The 15906-nt window shown below is 46.2% G+C and carries 15 protein-coding genes; 7 read left to right on the top strand and 8 right to left on the bottom strand.

From position 1 onward, the window contains the following. Positions 1 to 44: 44 nt before the first annotated feature. Positions 45 to 854 carry a cytidine deaminase gene (gene cdd / locus DQN52_RS07460; protein WP_003786974.1) on the bottom strand — a complete coding sequence of 270 codons (810 nt, stop codon included), beginning with the start codon at positions 852 to 854 and terminating at the stop codon, positions 45 to 47. Between the two features lie 80 nt (positions 855 to 934). Between cdd and DQN52_RS07455 the strand changes: the two genes are divergently transcribed. Further along, a complete protein-coding gene (locus DQN52_RS07455; protein ID WP_003786976.1) occupies positions 935 to 2212 on the top strand; it encodes a NupC/NupG family nucleoside CNT transporter in 1278 nt (425 codons plus the stop codon). Positions 2213 to 2283: 71 nt separating this feature from the next. Beyond that, a complete protein-coding gene (gene deoC, locus DQN52_RS07450; protein WP_003786978.1) occupies positions 2284 to 2991 on the top strand; it encodes a deoxyribose-phosphate aldolase in 708 nt (235 codons plus the stop codon). Between the two features lie 277 nt (positions 2992 to 3268). Here deoC and ccsB read toward each other — a convergent pair whose 3' ends face one another. From ccsB to minC, 7 genes are all read right to left on the bottom strand, one after another. Continuing rightward, positions 3269 to 4501, bottom strand: a complete 1233-nt coding sequence (gene ccsB, locus DQN52_RS07440) for a c-type cytochrome biogenesis protein CcsB (RefSeq protein WP_003786981.1) — start codon at positions 4499 to 4501, stop codon at positions 3269 to 3271. Positions 4502 to 4671: 170 nt separating this feature from the next. After that, positions 4672 to 6690, bottom strand: coding sequence for a cytochrome c biogenesis protein ResB (locus DQN52_RS07435; protein ID WP_003786984.1), 2019 nt, complete (start codon positions 6688 to 6690; stop codon positions 4672 to 4674). 61 nt (positions 6691 to 6751) lie between these two features. Next, the gene (locus tag DQN52_RS07430; protein WP_003786986.1) at positions 6752 to 7219 is read right to left on the bottom strand and encodes a Fur family transcriptional regulator; all 468 of its coding nucleotides are present in this window, start codon (positions 7217 to 7219) and stop codon (positions 6752 to 6754) included. A gap of 33 nt (positions 7220 to 7252) precedes the next feature. Next, positions 7253 to 8179: a LysR substrate-binding domain-containing protein gene (locus DQN52_RS07425; RefSeq protein WP_003786988.1), complete on the bottom strand. Its 927-nt coding sequence runs from the start codon at positions 8177 to 8179 to the stop codon at positions 7253 to 7255. Next, the gene (gene minE, locus DQN52_RS07420) at positions 8176 to 8484 is read right to left on the bottom strand and encodes a cell division topological specificity factor MinE (RefSeq protein WP_003786991.1); all 309 of its coding nucleotides are present in this window, start codon (positions 8482 to 8484) and stop codon (positions 8176 to 8178) included. The genes DQN52_RS07425 and minE overlap by 4 nt, the downstream gene beginning before the upstream one ends. Positions 8485 to 8487: 3 nt before the next feature. Further along, the gene (minD, locus tag DQN52_RS07415) at positions 8488 to 9297 is read right to left on the bottom strand and encodes a septum site-determining protein MinD (protein ID WP_003786993.1); all 810 of its coding nucleotides are present in this window, start codon (positions 9295 to 9297) and stop codon (positions 8488 to 8490) included. Positions 9298 to 9372: 75 nt separating this feature from the next. Beyond that, positions 9373 to 10215, bottom strand: coding sequence for a septum site-determining protein MinC (gene minC / locus DQN52_RS07410; protein WP_003786995.1), 843 nt, complete (start codon positions 10213 to 10215; stop codon positions 9373 to 9375). A 262-nt stretch (positions 10216 to 10477) separates the two neighbouring features. On the opposite strand from minC, the gene DQN52_RS07405 reads away from it, so the two are divergent. The 5 genes from DQN52_RS07405 (at position 10478) to der (ending at position 15877) form a co-directional block, all read left to right on the top strand. Further along, positions 10478 to 11638, top strand: coding sequence for a type 2 periplasmic-binding domain-containing protein (locus DQN52_RS07405; RefSeq protein WP_003786997.1), 1161 nt, complete (start codon positions 10478 to 10480; stop codon positions 11636 to 11638). Positions 11639 to 11764: 126 nt separating this feature from the next. Continuing rightward, the gene (gene hisS / locus DQN52_RS07400) at positions 11765 to 13057 is read left to right on the top strand and encodes a histidine--tRNA ligase (protein WP_003786999.1); all 1293 of its coding nucleotides are present in this window, start codon (positions 11765 to 11767) and stop codon (positions 13055 to 13057) included. Further along, the gene (locus DQN52_RS07395) at positions 13057 to 13653 is read left to right on the top strand and encodes a YfgM family protein (RefSeq protein WP_032827724.1); all 597 of its coding nucleotides are present in this window, start codon (positions 13057 to 13059) and stop codon (positions 13651 to 13653) included. Before hisS ends, DQN52_RS07395 begins: the two co-directional genes overlap by 1 nt. A 48-nt stretch (positions 13654 to 13701) precedes the next feature. Then, positions 13702 to 14196 carry a hypothetical protein gene (locus DQN52_RS07390; RefSeq protein ID WP_003787002.1) on the top strand — a complete coding sequence of 165 codons (495 nt, stop codon included), beginning with the start codon at positions 13702 to 13704 and terminating at the stop codon, positions 14194 to 14196. Between the two features lie 211 nt (positions 14197 to 14407). Continuing rightward, on the top strand, positions 14408 to 15877 hold the full coding sequence (der, locus tag DQN52_RS07385; protein ID WP_003787006.1) for a ribosome biogenesis GTPase Der: 1470 nt from the start codon (positions 14408 to 14410) through the stop codon (positions 15875 to 15877). The last annotated feature ends 29 nt before the right edge of the window (positions 15878 to 15906 follow it).

The raw sequence follows: 15906 nt of genomic DNA, 5'->3' as shown, positions 1-15906 counted from the left end.
TCAAAACCCCTTAATCAGCACGATTAAGGGGTTTTGATTATGGTTTAAGCAGTCTGCACAATCTGTAACGGCACGTCCGACAAAGCCGACCACAAAGCGTGTGTATGCGCCACATGACCGCCCTGCTCTGTACAAACCAAAGCAGCCTGCACCACATCATCTTCGGTGTAGCCATTCAATCGCAAGAAGTTTAGCGCGTTTTGCAAAGGCGGTAATGTGGGGTTGTATGCTGCGTTTTCTGCATAGCCGCCTGCAAAAATCTCGCCGTTTGAGCATTGCAACGCCACGCCTGCATAAGCATGTGAATAAGGCGCGTGGCTGCAATTTGCCGCGTCCAAAGCAGCCTGCACCAATGGCGTGGCAGTGTCATCAACAGACAAAGTTAAACCTTGATTTTGTTTATCCAACAAACGCTCTGGAATATCTAAATCTTTGGGGCTGAAACTGTCGGGCAAGTAATCGTGCAGGCGATTGTCGCGACTGTGTGGCAAGTGAATCAACAAGTTTTCCGCGCCACGCAATTCGTTCAAAAATTGGCGACAATGTCCGCATGGCGTGTAGTTAACCACAATGTGCGCGATTTGGGTTGCACCACGCGCCCAAGCATGTGAAATCGCGCTTTGTTCGGCGTGAACCGTTTGCGCCATTGCCGCGCCAGCACATTCTTGATTCGCACCCAAATAAAAATTACCGTCCACATCAATCGCGATGGCACCAACCTTAAATTGCGATACAGGCACAACCGCACATTCGGCTGCTTGTGACAATAAAGATAGCGCAAAATCAATTATATCCGCCGCATTGCTTTGTTTGGCTAATTCTGCCACTTGGGCAGATGTGTAAAATGTTTGCATATCTGATTATCCTTAGGGGTATAATGGTCGTTAACACGGAATTTTGCTTATTTTAACTCAATTTTTCAGGAGAAAGAACCATGTCATTCATTAATAGTTTATTAGGTATGGCAGCATTGATTGCCATTGCCATTGCGCTTTCTAAACATCGCAAAGCGATTAAGCTGCGAACGGTTGTAACCGCTTTTGCGATTCAATTTTGTTTGGGTGCATTCATCTTGTATGTTGATGCGGGACGTGCATTGTTGCAAAAATTGTCCGATGGCGTGCAACTGGTTTTGAATTACGGTAACAAGGGTTCGGCATTTTTATTTGGCGGATTGGTTGATGGCAAAATGTTTGAATTATTTGGCGGTGGCGGTTTCGTATTTGCATTCCGTGTATTGCCGATGATTATTTTCTTTTCTGCCTTGATTTCGGTGCTGTATTACGTTGGCGTGATGGGCTGGGTGGTACGCATTTTGGGCGGTGCATTGCAAAAAGCATTGGGTACATCTCGCGCAGAATCCATGTCTGCTGCTGCCAATATTTTTGTGGGACAAACCGAAGCCCCATTGGTGGTTAAACCGTTTATTAGCAAAATGACTACGTCTGAATTGTTTGCTGTAATGACAGGCGGTTTGGCGAGTATTGCAGGTTCGGTATTGGGTGGCTATGCACAAATGGGCGTACCTTTACCTTATTTGATTGCCGCATCGTTTATGGCAGCCCCAGGCGGTTTACTGTTTGCCAAATTGATCATTCCAGAAACCCAAACCCCACAAGATAACCCAAATGTAAAACTGAGCTTCACGGCAGAAGGCGAAACACCGCCAACCAACGTGATTGACGCAGCCGCAGCAGGCGCATCAACAGGTTTACAAATTGCCTTGAACGTGGGTGCGATGTTGGTGGCTTTTGTGGGCATTATCGCCTTGCTGAACGGCATGGTGGGTGGCATTGGTAGCATTTTTGGCGTAGAAAATTTATCGTTGGAACAAATCTTGGGTTGGTTGTTTGCCCCATTGGCTTGGTTAATTGGCGCACCTTGGGCAGATGCACAAGCAGCAGGTTCGTTCATCGGACAAAAACTGGTTGTCAATGAATTCGTTGCCTACACCAATTTTATTGAATATACCAAAGATGCAACACACGCAGCATTGTCTGCCAAAACCCAAGCGATTGTTTCTTTTGCATTGTGCGGTTTTGCCAATTTTAGTTCGATTGCAATTTTGGTAGGTGGCTTGTCAATTATGGCACCGAACCGCCGTGGCGACATTGCACGTTTGGGCATTTATGCGCTGATTGCAGGCACGTTATCTAACTTGATGAGTGCGACTATTGCAGGCTTATTTATCGGCTTAATTGGCGGTATGTAATCATCACTCAAAAGCAGCCTGCACTGTAAAAATGCAGGCTGCTTTAATTTTACTTTTTAGGAGAAAGTATTATGCTAACCAATCAACAAATTATTGGCTTAATTGATTTAACCACTTTGAACGACACCGACACCCACGAAATCGTGGCGGTGTTGTGCGATAAAGCGCAAACAGCGCAAGGCAATGTGGCAGCGGTGTGCGTGTATCCACAATTTGTCACAACGGCAAAAAACAAATTGCCAGCTAGCATCGGTTTGGCAACCGTAGTCAATTTCCCAAGTGGTGCGGAAGACGAAAGCCAAGTATTAGCGCAAACTCGCCAAGCCATTGCCGATGGCGCAAACGAAATTGACTTGGTGTTCCCATACCACGAATTTCAAGCAGGCAACACGGCATACGCGCAATCTTTGACCGAGCAAGTGGCGCAAATCTGCCGCGACAATCAAGCCAAATTGAAAGTGATTTTGGAAACAGGCGTATTGTCTGCCGATGAAATCCACGGTGCAGCCAAAATCGCGATTGCAGCAGGCGCAGACTTTTTGAAAACATCAACAGGCAAAATCAGCGTGGGCGCAACACCAGAAGCAGCAGCGATTTTGTTGGCGGAAATCAAAGCCAGTGGCAAACCAGTTGGCATTAAATTGTCAGGCGGCGTGCGTGAATTAGCAGCAGCACAAGGCTATGTACAACAAGGTATTGATGCGTTTGGCGAAAGCTGGGTTAAAGCAGAAAACTTCCGTATTGGCGCATCGGGTTTATTGGATACGCTGTTGAAATAAGGTAAACAAATATAGTGGATTAAATTTAGATTAGGACAAGGCGACAACGACTGCCGTGTACAACCTAGTACATAAGGGAGTTGGCAACGCTGTACTAATCTAAATTTATAGTGAAATGAAATCGCAATAGGACGGTGTTGCCAACGCCCTTATGTATTATTCATACACGGCGGACGTTATCGCCTTGTCCTATTTTTATTTCATTTCACTATAATTCACTATAAAAAAGCAGCCTGCACTTTGTTGGTAAAGTGCAGGCTGCTTTTTTGTGTGTTTATTACAAACTACCGTAAGAATGCAATCCCGTCAAAAACATATTCACGCCCACAAAGGCAAACGCGGTAATGAACAAGCCAATAACTGCCCACCATGCCAGCACTTTGCCGCGCCAGCCAGCCACCAAGCGCATGTGCAGCCAAATCGCATAATTAAGCCACACAATAAACGCCCACGTTTCTTTTGGGTCCCAGCTCCAATATCTGCCCCACGCATCGGCTGCCCACAACGCGCCTAAAATCGTGGCAATGGTAAAAAACAAAAATCCGACCGCAATCGCTTTGTACATCGCTTCTTCGATTTGCGCTGCATCGGGGAAGAATTTGCTGCCACGCAACGCCAGCAGTTCTGCAAAACCAAATGCCGCTGCCATGCAAAACGCGCCATAGCCAATAAAGTTGGCTGGAACGTGAATTTTCATCCACCAAGATTGCAACGCAGGAATCAGTGGTTGAATTTCGTGTGCGCCGCGTTCCATGCTATACCACAAAGTAAACGCCACCAAGCCGCACATCAGCGTGTACACAAACACGCCCAGTTTTTGCATGGCGAATTTGCGTTCATAATACAAATACATCAAACCTGTAATCACCATAAACAAAATAAATACTTCATACAGATTCGACACAGGAATATGTCCAGCATCGGGGCGCAACAAATAGCTTTCGTGCCAGCGCACCAGCAAGCCGACAAAACCTGCAAACGCCGCTGCCCAAGCCAAACCCGATGCCATGCCCAATAAAGTGTTTGGGTTGGACGAATGTGCAGGCTGCTTTTTCTCGTTTTTCCATGCCACCAGCGTTCCCAGCGCATATGACACAAATGCCAGCACGGTCAAAGCTGCTTGCCACATAATTGCCGATTGGCTGCTCAATAAATAGTGCAATAAAAATTTGCCGCCCTGTTCTTTGGCGTTGTTGATGTCGCCTGCATACAAGCCAACCGCCATATACCCAACCAGCACACTGCCCAAAATAAACCAGCGCATCGGCTTGAAAAACCAGTCCAAACCTATGGCAATGGCGGCACTCGTCCACAAAATAGCGGTTTCATACACGTCCATGTGGTGCGGCATTTTGATGTGTACCAAAACGGCAATCGTCATCATGGCGGCGGCAAACAGCCAGTCTGCCAGCGATAAATTTTTGATAAAGGATTTTTCGCGCAACAAATCATGCTGCGGTAAACGTGAATTATCGGAGGTGTTGGTTTGCGTTGTTGTGTGTTCACTCATTGGATTATCTTCACATAAAAATATGGCGCGATTTTAACTCAAATTGAAAATTTAGGGTTGTAGGCAACATAAATATTCCGCGTAAAAAAGCCATCAAAAACACTGAATTTTTGATGACTTTTTTCTGTTTGATTGAATTGTGCGGCTCAAAAAAGCAGCCTGCACATTGTTTACGAACGCTCGCACAAATCGTTTGCCAGCGTTTCCAAATCCGCCAAACGCTGTGGAAATTCCTTGTTCAAATCGCGTTCGTTGCGGCTGGACGACATCGCAAAACGCATTTTGTTGGATTCAAACAGCAGCCAAGCGCGTTTTTCTCGGACGTAAAACATAAACACCACGCCCAACACCAAAAACAGCGAACCCAAGTAAACCAAAGTCGCGCCTGGCGATTTGGTCATTTGCAAGCCCGACATATTCACTTGTTTGAACGTTTCGAGCTGCAACAAAATCGGCGAATTAAATCGAGTCAAAGCCGTGTAGCCGTCCAAGCTGTTCAAAATAAATTGGTTACGCGCATCGCCTGCTGCCATCATCGGCAAACCTGCATCGGTCAATGCCTGCTCCAACGCGATATTCATTGCACCATACAAAATCTGATACATGAACTCGCCTGTTTTTTGCTGTTCCGCTTCGGGAACAGTCTGCTTAATATGCTCGTTAATCGCAATGTAGCCACCTTCGGCAAATTGGCGCAACAAGTTTTCTACTGCCAATTTAAATTGCGGACGCATCGCTTCGTTTATGCCCAAAATGGCTTTTTCAACCACTTGGGCGCGTTTTTCGGGCTGCAACAAGGTATCGCGCAATGCCATAAAACTGTCGATTTTGCCTTTTTCATCGGCAGGAATCATCAGCCAACGATACGGGTCATTCACATTCGAACGCTCACCTGTGGCAAAAAACAACGCACCTTCGCGCTGCAACGGCAGCATATAGCTCACATATTCGTGCGCCTGCCCTGCACTATCGCGCAATTTATAGGTAATGGTTGGCCCAACATTTTGGAAACGTTTTTCCTGATTCACGCTGCGAATATCGTGAAGTTTATTGTCGGATTGCTTGTCGTTGTCGTGCAAATTTTCCACATTGAACACGCGCAACTCACCAAATTCCAATTGATACGTGCCTGATTTACCCAAATCCAACGGAAATTGACGTTGCGACACGGCTTTTAAATCCGCAGGTTTGCCCACGCCACGCAAATTCCAGCTTTTTAGCCCAATATCCGAACCGCCATCGCCATAACTAGACTGATAAATGGTCACGCCATTGATGGTTAAAGGGTGGTTCACGCGAATGGTTTTTTCGATGCGCTCGCCTGTTTTTTTGTCGGTTACAACAATATCGCTGGCGAAATCTTTGGGCATGCCTGTGTTATAAAAATTAATGTGGAATTTTTTTAATTCCAGCGTAAACGGTAATTTTTGCAGCAATAAGCCCTTGTTGGCATTCAAAAAAGTTTGGTCGATGGTTTGACCTTCAATCACTTCGGCATTGCCACGATACGACAAATTGTGTTCGCTCAACGTGCTTTCGGGTTTGAAATCACGCGCAAAAACGCTGTTGGTGTCTGGCACAAGCTGCCCTGTGAGCATGCCCAGTTTGAGTAACAAATTGCTGTCAATCAATCCGCCCAAACAAATCACAATCAACGCAACGTGGGCAAAAATATAACCCCATTTGTTCATTACGCCTTTTTTGGCTGCCAAAATCACGCTGCCGTCTTCGCGTTGTTCCAACTTGGTTTTAAACCCTTGAATTTCTAGATATTTTTTGGCGATTTCAGGTTGCAGGCTGCTTGATAATTCTGCTGTGTGCTTCATGTGCGCCAGCGATTTGGCGGTCGCGTTCAGGCGAAACGATTTCATGTCGCGCAGATATTGCGGTGTGTTGCGCCACACGCACAAGCCTGTGCTCAACACCAAAAAAATCATAATCAGCACAAACCACGATGACGCATACACATCATACAAGCCCAAAAAACCGAAAATTTCTGCCCAAAATGGCCCAAATTGCACCACATAATTTTGTGCAGACTGGTTTTGTTGTACCACCGTGCCAATAATGGACGCAATCGCCAAAATGGTCAGCAACGCCACCGCAAAACGCATCGAGCTAATAAAAGCAAACCACGGACGGCGAATAAAAGGAATTTTTTGTGAAGGATTGGGTTTGGTTTGAGACATAACTTTTAACTACATAAATATAAGCAGCCTGCAAAAAAAATGTGCAGGCTGCTTGTTTAGATTAATGACGACATTTTGCACAAATGCCTGTTAGCACCACATGTTCTTCGTTCATGGCAAAACCTGCTTGTTGAGCCGCTTCGCGTAAAGCCTGCCATTCGCGATTGAGACTTTGCTCATCAACCGAGCCGCATTCGGTGCAAACCAAAATAAAGCTACTTTGATGCTGGGCATGGTCGGCATCGCAATGTCCACCGCATTCGTGCCGCGCGTGGCTGCACAACACATAGCCATTGACCGCAGGAATTTTGTGCAACACGCCCTGCTCTGCCCAAAAGTCCAAAGCACGATACGCTGTTGGCGGTGCAACCACACTGCTGCTTTCGCGCTGCATTTGCGCCAAAATCGTGTATGCCTTAATCACGCCATCTAGCTGCAACACCATGTCCAAAACTTGCTCGCGCAATGGGGTGACCTGTGCGCCAGCACGGCGACATTGCATCAAAATATTGTCTTTTACGCTACTCATGTTTACCCTGTTCGCTAAAAAGTGCAGGCTGCTTTATTGGTGATTTTTGATAAACGAAACACCAGCCAATTGCGAAGTCATTACCGCACGCGCCACCGCTTCCAAAGCCTGTGGTCGCACAAAATTACGGCGATATGCCAACACCACGCGGCGGTTCGGTGCAGGCTGCTCGAATGGCACAATCGAAAACAGCATGTGGTCGTTGTCGGTAATCGCGGTGGACGGCAACACGCTAATGCCCAATCCGCTTGCCACCATGTGACGAATCGTGTTCAACGAACTGCCCTGCAAAGTATTGACCAAACCTGCAATGCGTTGTTTGGCAGCCAACTCGGTACACGAACCCAAAACTTGGTCGCGCATACAATTGCCTTCGGTTAGCAGCAACACATCTTCTTCTACCAAATCTGCCGTGGATACCGAATCCAATTCTTCAAAGCGATGCCCTTTTGGCACAATCACAAAAAAGGCTTCATCATACAGCGGAATCGTCTCGATACCTGTTTCCACATAAGGTTCAGCCACCACAATCGCGTCCAATTCGCCTCGTTTGAGCGATTCGGTGAGCAGGGCGGTGTGATTTTCTTCCAAAAACAAGGGCATTTTCGGCGCGATTTGACGCATCGACAAAATCAATTTGGGCAATAAATACGGCGCAACCGTAAAAATCAAGCCCAATTTAAACGAGCCTTCCAATTGATTTTGTTCCGCATTGGCTAAATGCCGAATGATTTCGGTTTCTTCCAACACCCGTCTGGCTTGCAACACAATGCGTTCGCCCGATGCCGTTGTCAGCACCTCGTTGCTGCTGCGGTCAAACAACGGCAAGCCCAATTCTTCTTCCAGCTTTTTAATCGCAATCGACAAAGTTGGCTGACTCACATGACAACGCTGCGCTGCACGTCCAAAGTGCTTTTCCTGTGCCACAGCCACAATATAGCGCAACTCTGTCAAAGTCATGCTGCTGCTTCCTTATTTTCGACTTCGATTGCAGGCTGCTCTTTGTTTTCTGGCAAGGTAATGTTCAAGGCAAGCATATCCACGCCGTCTTGTTTTTCATGCGAAATATTGATGTCTTGCAACTCAATTTTCACATATTTAGACAACACTTCCAGCAGCTCTCTTTGCAAGGTTGGCAAATAATCGGGCGTTGCATTTTCCGCATCGCGATTGGCACGCTCTTGTGCAATGATGATTTGCAAGCGGTCACGCGCCACCGAAGCCGTTTTAGGCTTTTTGCCCAACAGTCTGTCCAATAAAGACATGGCTTACCCTCCAAACAATTTTTGGAAGAAACCTTTTTTCTCGGCTTCCAAGAAACGAATTTCGCGGTTTTCGCCCAACAAACGCGCCACCACGTCTTGATACGCCTGCGCCGCAATCGCATCGGTTTGATGAATCACAGGCGAGCCAGAGTTAGACGCTTGCAACACGTTTTGCGATTCAGGAATCACACCAATCAAAGGAATGCGCAAAATGTCTTGAATATCTTGTACCGACAGCATTTCGCCTTTTTCCACACGTTCAGGCGAATAGCGCGTAATCAACAAATGCTCTTTGACGCTTTGACCCATTTCCGCTTTCAAAGACTTGCTTTGCAAAATGCCCAAAATGCGGTCAGAGTCGCGCACGCTAGACACTTCTGGGTTGGTGGTAACAATCGCTTCATCAGCAAAATACAACGCCATCAACGCGCCTGTTTCAATGCCAGCTGGCGAATCGCACACAATAAAATCAAAGCCCATTTCGCTCAAACCATTCAACACCTGTCCTACGCCTTCTTTGGTTAAAGCGTCTTTATCGCGCGTTTGCGATGCAGGCAAAATAAACAATTTGTCGCAATGTTTGTCTTTGATTAAGGCTTGATTCAAGCTCGCTTCGTTTTGAATCACGTTTACCAAGTCATACACCACGCGGCGTTCGCAACCCATAATCAAATCCAAGTTACGCAAACCCACGTCAAAGTCAATCACACACGTTTTCAAACCGCGCAACGCCAAACCCGTTGCAATGCTGGCAGAAGTCGTGGTTTTGCCCACACCACCTTTGCCCGAAGTTACTACCAAAATTTTTGCCATTTTGTACCCTTGTTCCTTTTAAATTAAAAAATCACGCAAACCGCCCAAAAGCAGCCTGCACCTTTTGTTGATACCTTATTTCGCTACAATCGCCGCCACCGATAAACGGTCATCGTCTTGCAGCTCAATTTTCACCGCCTGTTTATGCAAATGGTCGGGCAAATCCTGTTCAAACACCCGATAAATACCCGCAATAGACACCAATTCCGCCTGCATAGACTGCATAAAAATTCTTACCGATTTATCGCCCGACTCGCCCGCCAACGCACGTCCACGCATCGGCGCGTACACATGAATATTGCCGTCTGCAATAATTTCCGCCCCCTCGCTAACCATGCCCAGCACAATCAAATCCGCCTGCTTGGCATACACTTGCTGCCCCGTGCGAACAGGCGTGGTTACCACTACGGTTGGTCGTGCCGTTAATTCCAATTCGGGCGCAGGTTCAGGTTCGGCTTCATTGTTTTGGGCGACTTCGTTTTCTGTATTTTCTAAATCCGAAGCAGCCTGCACATTTTCCGTATCCGCTTCGTTTTCGTTTTCGGTTGATGTTGTATCCTGCGCTGCATCGTTTGCTTCATTGTCTGCATGACTCAAATCGCCCGATGCAGGCTGCTTTTCCGCCTGATGCACAAAACACAAACCAGCCGTTTTCGCCTTATCCGCCCAATCGCCCGATGCGTGTCGCAACGCCACCACGCGCAAACCCTGTTTGGCAAACAAAGCCAAAACCGCCACCAAATCCAAATTTTCCCAATCGCCGTTACCCAAATCCAACACAAAAGGCAAAGCCGCCAACGACTGATATTTTTCCTGTTTTTGCTGCAAATATTGCTCAATTTGCGTCAAATCATCACTTTGCAAGCATAAAGAAAACGCCTCCAAACGAGACGATTTCACTTCAAACACACGTTCCATGTTGTACGATTGTTTTATTCAATTAAACGCGCGATTTTACCCTTGTTTGGCTATTTATTCAACTGAGCAGCAAGATCAAGATATAGTGGATTAAATTTAGATTAGGACAAGGCGACAACGACCGCCGTGTACAGCTAGTACATAAGGGAGTTGGCAACGCTGTACTAATCTAAATTTAATTCACTATAAACATTGAATTTTATAAACAAAGACTTTACAATGCGCATTCCCTTTTTAACCACCCTAACGAGAAGATAATATAATGAAAAAAACCCTGTTAAGCACATTAGTGTTGATGACATTAGCCGCTTGTGGCGGTCAAGACAAAACCGCGCAAACGCCTGCCACTCCTACTGCTGGCTCAAGTGTCGCATCAGGCGCAACGGTAACTACCGACTTGCCACAAACCGATACGCTCAACATCTACAACTGGTCAAACTATGTTGATGAAAGCACGGTAGAAGACTTCAAAAACGCCAACAACCTAAACTTGACCTACGACCTGTATGAAAACAACGAAACCCTAGAAGCCAAAATGCTCACGGGTAAATCTGGCTACGACTTGGGTGTTCCAGGTATTGCGTTCTTGCCACGCCAAATTCAGGCGGGTGCTTATCAGAAAATCAATCGCGATTTGATTCCTAACTACAAAAACATTGACCCAGCTTTGTTAAAATTGCTGGAACAAGCTGACCCAGGTAATCAATACGCCGTGCCATACTTCTCTGGCGCAAACACTTTGGCAATTACCGCCAAAGGCAAAGAAATTTTGGGCGGACAACTGCCCGAAAACGGTTGGGACTTGTTGTTCAAACCTGAATACACCAATAAATTAAAAGCCTGCGGCATCGCCTTATGGGACACGCCTAGCGAAATGTTCCCAATCGTGTTGAACTACATTGGCAAAGACCCGCGCGGCACAAGCGCGGCGGATATTGACGCAGCAGCAGCCGTGTTGCAAGCGATTCGCCCAGACATCAAACGTTTTAGCGCATCTTACATTGACGAATTGGCTCGCGGCGACATCTGCTTGGTAGCGGGCAATGGCGGCGATTTGAACATGGCAAAAGCCCGTTCGGAAGAAGTCAAAAACAATGTAGGCATCGAAGTCTTAACGCCAAAAGGCATGGGCTTCTGGGTAGAATCTTGGGTGATTCCTGCCGATGCGAAAAACGTTTTAAACGCGCATAAATACATCAACTACACGCTAGACCCTGAAATTGCAGCGAAAAACGGTGCTGCGGTTACATTCGCGCCAGCCAGCTTGCCTGCTCGCGAAAAAATGGACGCTGCGTTGGTGGCAACTCGCTCTATTTTCCCAACGGCTGATGACATGGCAAACGGTTTCGTAATGCCGCAAATGTCAGACGAAGCGAAAAAACAAACCACAACTTTGTGGCAAAAATTGAAAGTCGGTAATTAAGTCGGCATAACGCAAAGCAGCCTGCACTTTTTGAGATTTCAAAGTGCAGGCTGCTTTTTGCTGATATTTTTAGCGCGAAATCGGTTATAATTGTAGCCATTTTTCCAACCATTTTTATTCCATAAAATGACACAAAAAATCCAATCCGTAAAAGGCATGAACGACCTTTTACCCGTAGAACAAAAAGATTTCAAACTCACCGCCGCTTACTGGCAAGCCTTTGAAAATCAAATTCAAAAATGGACGCGCAAATTTGGTTACAGCCAAATCCGCACGCCGATTGTGGAGCAAACAGGCTTATTCGTGCGCTCAATCGGCGAAGAAACAGACGTAATCGGCAAAGAAATGTACACGTTTTCCGACAGCAACGACACATTGAGCTTGACCTTACGTCCCGAAGGCACGGCAAGCTGTTTACGCGCCGTGGTGGAACACAATCTGCTGCACGATGCACCGCGCAAATTGTGGTACATGGGCGCAATGTTCCGCCGCGAACGTCCACAAAAAGGACGTTACCGCCAATTTCATCAAGTCGGCATTGAAGCATTGGGTTTTGCGGATGCGGACATTGACGCGGAAATCATCGCGATGTGTGCCGATTTGTGGCGCGAATTGGGCATTTTGGAACATCTCACGTTGGAATTGAACAGCTTGGGCAACCGCGAAGAACGCGCCGCGCATCGTGCTGCTTTGGTTGAATATTTTTCGCAATACACGGATAAATTGAGCGATGAAGAGAAAGTTCGTTTAGAGAAAAATCCGTTGCGTTTACTAGACACGAAAAATCCTGATTTGCAAGAAATTTGTAACAATGCACCGCGTTTGGTTGATTTTTTGGGCGAAGATTCACAAAAACATTATCAAACGGTTAAATCGTTGTTGGATGGTTTGGGTATTCAATACGTTGAAAATCCGCGTTTGGTGCGTGGTTTGGATTATTACAATCAGACGGTTTTTGAGTGGACAACGGACAAATTGGGCGCACAGGCAACGGTTTGCGGTGGTGGTCGTTACGATGGTTTGATTGAAGAATTGGGCGGCAAACCTGCGGCTTCTATCGGTTTTGCGATGGGGATTGAGCGTTTGTTGCTGTTGGTGCGCGATTATGGCAGCCTGCAAGTGTCTGACGCACCTGATGTTTTTGTGATGCAGCAAGGCGATGGCGCGACTTTGGCGGCGATGAAATTGGCACAAAATTTACGCGAAAATGGTTTCAATGTGGCGCAATTTTCAGGCAGCACGAAATTGAAAAATCAGTTTAAACGTGCTGACCAATCGGGTGCACGTTTTGGCTTGATTATCGCGGAAAGCGAAGCCGCAGAAAATACGGTAACAATCAAAGATTTGCGTGGCGAAAATGGTCAAATTACTGTGCCAGCCGCGCAGATGATTTCACAGATTAAAGAATGGAGCAAATAATGTCTTCACATCACGAAGAATTACAAGAAATTGAAAATGTTAAACATTATTGGAAAAATGGCGGTAAATGGGTCGTGGCGGCTTTGGTGGCGGCGGCTTTGGGCTATTTGGGTAATGTGATTTATCAGGGGCAGGTTCGCAGCAGCAATGAATCGGCTGCCGCGCAAGCGAGCCAAGTGAAAGGTGATGTGGTGAAATTGGCGGCGTTGCAAAAGGATTACGCAAACAGCACGGCAACGGCGGCGGCGACTTTGGAAACGGCTAAATTTTTGTTTGATAGCGGTAAATTGGACGAAGCGGCGGCGGCGTATCGTTGGGTGTTGGACAATCAGAAAACACCTTTGTTCCAAGCGCAAGCGGCGCAAAATTTGGCTAATGTGTTGTTGCAGCAGAAGAAATTTGATGATGCGTTGGCGGTGTTGAATACGCCTGTTGATGACAGTTTCACGCCGATGTTGAATGAGACGAAAGGCGATGTGTTGGCAGCGCAAGGCAAAACGAAGGAAGCGGCGGACGCTTATAAGTTGGCGTTGGACAAGCTGCCTGAAAATTCGCCAAGCCGTGAATTGGTGCAGTTGAAGGCTGGGCAGTTGTAAGGTTTTCAGGCAGCCTGAACGTTTGGGCTGCCTGAAAAAATAAATATTATGATAATTGCATTATATATTCTTTTATTATTATTTATATTTATGACAATATCTTTTGTCTTTTTAGGTATTGCTAGTTTAAAAGAATTTACTCACATTCCAAATGAAAAAATTGCAGTATTACTGCTTATTTTTATTTTATTTATTGGGCAAATTTTATGCTTATTTTCAAATATTAAATTTGAAATGAAGAAAGAAATATCTCTAACCGTACAAATTATATTATCAGTATTGCTTTATATAAATAGTCTTGCTATTTTATTAAATTTTAAGAATTACTGGAAATATGAAAAGAAAAAATACCATTCATTTAATGAATATATTTGTATCTTTGGTATTATGCAAATTGGTTTAGCAATGACGATTGCTTCCCGTGGAGAGAAAAATATACTTTTCTTGGCATTGTTTTCAAATACTATTGCATTTGTATTCCCAGCGTTAGCATTACACATTTTAGGTAAAAATTCTAAATTTAAATATCGTAGATTGAAATAATCATTTCAGGCAGCCTGAAAAAGTGTGCAGGCTGCCTGAAAATATGTAAACACACTTATTTTTATTAACCGTAGTATGTGCAATTTGCACCTGCTCGCTGCCTGAAAATTGTAGGTCAGGCTGGTAGCCCGACAAATCGCGATAAATTGCCAATGTCGGGCAAGCCTGCCCGACCTACTTTTCAGGCAGCCTGAAACAGAAAGACTAAAACATGAAACCCACAATCGCCCTAGTCGGCAGACCCAATGTAGGAAAATCTACCTTATTCAACCGCTTAACCAAAACCAAAGACGCGCTTGTTCACGATTTACCAGGCTTGACACGCGACCGCCATTACGGACATGCCAAAGTCGGCAGCAAACCGTATCTTGTTGTGGATACAGGCGGTTTTGAGCCAGTTGTGGATAGTGGCATTTTGCATGAAATGGCAAAACAAACGCTGCAAGCCGTTGATGAAGCGGACGCGGTGATTTTTTTGGTAGATGCGCGTACTGGCTTGACGCCGCAGGATAAAATCATCGCCGACCGTTTGCGCCAATCGCCGCGCCCTGTGTTTTTGGCGGTGAATAAAGGCGAAGGCGGTAACCGTCCTGTTTTGGCGGCGGAATTTTACGAATTGGCATTGGGCGAGCCGTATGTGATTTCGGGGGCGCATGGCGACGGCGTGTACTATCTGATTGAAGATGTGCTGGAAAATTTCCCTGATGCGAGTGATGAAGAGCCTGAAAACAAACACCCTGTTTTTGCTGTGATTGGTCGTCCGAATGTCGGCAAATCCACGCTGGTCAATGCGATTTTGGGCGAAGAGCGCGTGATTGCGTTTGATATGGCTGGCACGACGCGCGACAGTATTCACATTGATTTTGAACGCGATAATAAGCCGTTTACGATTATTGATACGGCTGGTGTGCGCCGTCGTGGTAAGGTTGATGAAGCGGTAGAAAAATTCTCTGTAATCAAAGCAATGCAAGCGGTGGAAGCGGCGAATGTGGCTGTTTTGGTGTTGGACGCGCAACAGGATATTGCCGACCAAGACGCGACGATTGCGGGTTTTGCATTGGAAGCTGGGCGTGCGCTCGTGATTGCCGTGAACAAATGGGACGGCATTTCCGATGAACGCCGCGAGCAAGTAAAACGCGATATCGCACGGAAATTGTATTTCCTTGATTTTGCGAAACTTCATTTTATTTCTGCGTTGAAAGAAAAGGGTATTGACGGTTTGTTTGACAGTATTCAGGCTGCCTATAATGCGGCGTTTATCAAAATGCCAACGCCGAAAATCACGCGCGTATTGCAAAGTGCAGTGGAACGCCAACAGCCGCCACGCGCTGGTTTGGTGCGCCCGAAAATGCGTTACGCGCACCAAGGCGGCAGCAATCCGCCTGTGATTGTGATTCACGGCAATTCCTTGCACGCGATTGGCGACAGCTACACGCGCTATCTGACGCAGACGTTCCGTAAGGCGTTTAATTTGCAGGGTACGCCGTTGCGGATTCAATATAATGTGTCGGAAAATCCGTATGATGAAGTGGCGGAACAAACGAAGAATAAACCGTTGCGCCGTGTGTCGTTGAGTAATCGGATTGCAAAACGTGAAAATCGGAAAGATGAAAAAGCGCGGAATAATGGCGGTAAAACAAAAAAACGCCAAGTGAGCGCGAAGAAGTCACATAGTAAATAATCAAAAGCAGCCTGCACTTTTTATCAAAC

The organism is Kingella kingae (assembly GCF_900475905.1).
GTDB lineage: Bacteria > Pseudomonadota > Gammaproteobacteria > Burkholderiales > Neisseriaceae > Kingella > Kingella kingae.
This window is presented reverse-complemented; position numbering and strand designations above follow the sequence as displayed.

Coding starts and splice junctions, on each gene's coding strand:
- cdd (WP_003786974.1), bottom strand. CDS start 854: ATGCAAACATTTTACACATCTGCCCAAGTGGCAGAATTAGCCAAACAA.
- DQN52_RS07455 (WP_003786976.1), top strand. CDS start 935: ATGTCATTCATTAATAGTTTATTAGGTATGGCAGCATTGATTGCCATT.
- deoC (WP_003786978.1), top strand. CDS start 2,284: ATGCTAACCAATCAACAAATTATTGGCTTAATTGATTTAACCACTTTG.
- ccsB (WP_003786981.1), bottom strand. CDS start 4,501: ATGAGTGAACACACAACAACGCAAACCAACACCTCCGATAATTCACGT.
- DQN52_RS07435 (WP_003786984.1), bottom strand. CDS start 6,690: ATGTCTCAAACCAAACCCAATCCTTCACAAAAAATTCCTTTTATTCGC.
- DQN52_RS07430 (WP_003786986.1), bottom strand. CDS start 7,219: ATGAGTAGCGTAAAAGACAATATTTTGATGCAATGTCGCCGTGCTGGC.
- DQN52_RS07425 (WP_003786988.1), bottom strand. CDS start 8,179: ATGACTTTGACAGAGTTGCGCTATATTGTGGCTGTGGCACAGGAAAAG.
- minE (WP_003786991.1), bottom strand. CDS start 8,484: ATGTCTTTATTGGACAGACTGTTGGGCAAAAAGCCTAAAACGGCTTCG.
- minD (WP_003786993.1), bottom strand. CDS start 9,297: ATGGCAAAAATTTTGGTAGTAACTTCGGGCAAAGGTGGTGTGGGCAAA.
- minC (WP_003786995.1), bottom strand. CDS start 10,215: ATGGAACGTGTGTTTGAAGTGAAATCGTCTCGTTTGGAGGCGTTTTCT.
- DQN52_RS07405 (WP_003786997.1), top strand. CDS start 10,478: ATGAAAAAAACCCTGTTAAGCACATTAGTGTTGATGACATTAGCCGCT.
- hisS (WP_003786999.1), top strand. CDS start 11,765: ATGACACAAAAAATCCAATCCGTAAAAGGCATGAACGACCTTTTACCC.
- DQN52_RS07395 (WP_032827724.1), top strand. CDS start 13,057: ATGTCTTCACATCACGAAGAATTACAAGAAATTGAAAATGTTAAACAT.
- DQN52_RS07390 (WP_003787002.1), top strand. CDS start 13,702: ATGATAATTGCATTATATATTCTTTTATTATTATTTATATTTATGACA.
- der (WP_003787006.1), top strand. CDS start 14,408: ATGAAACCCACAATCGCCCTAGTCGGCAGACCCAATGTAGGAAAATCT.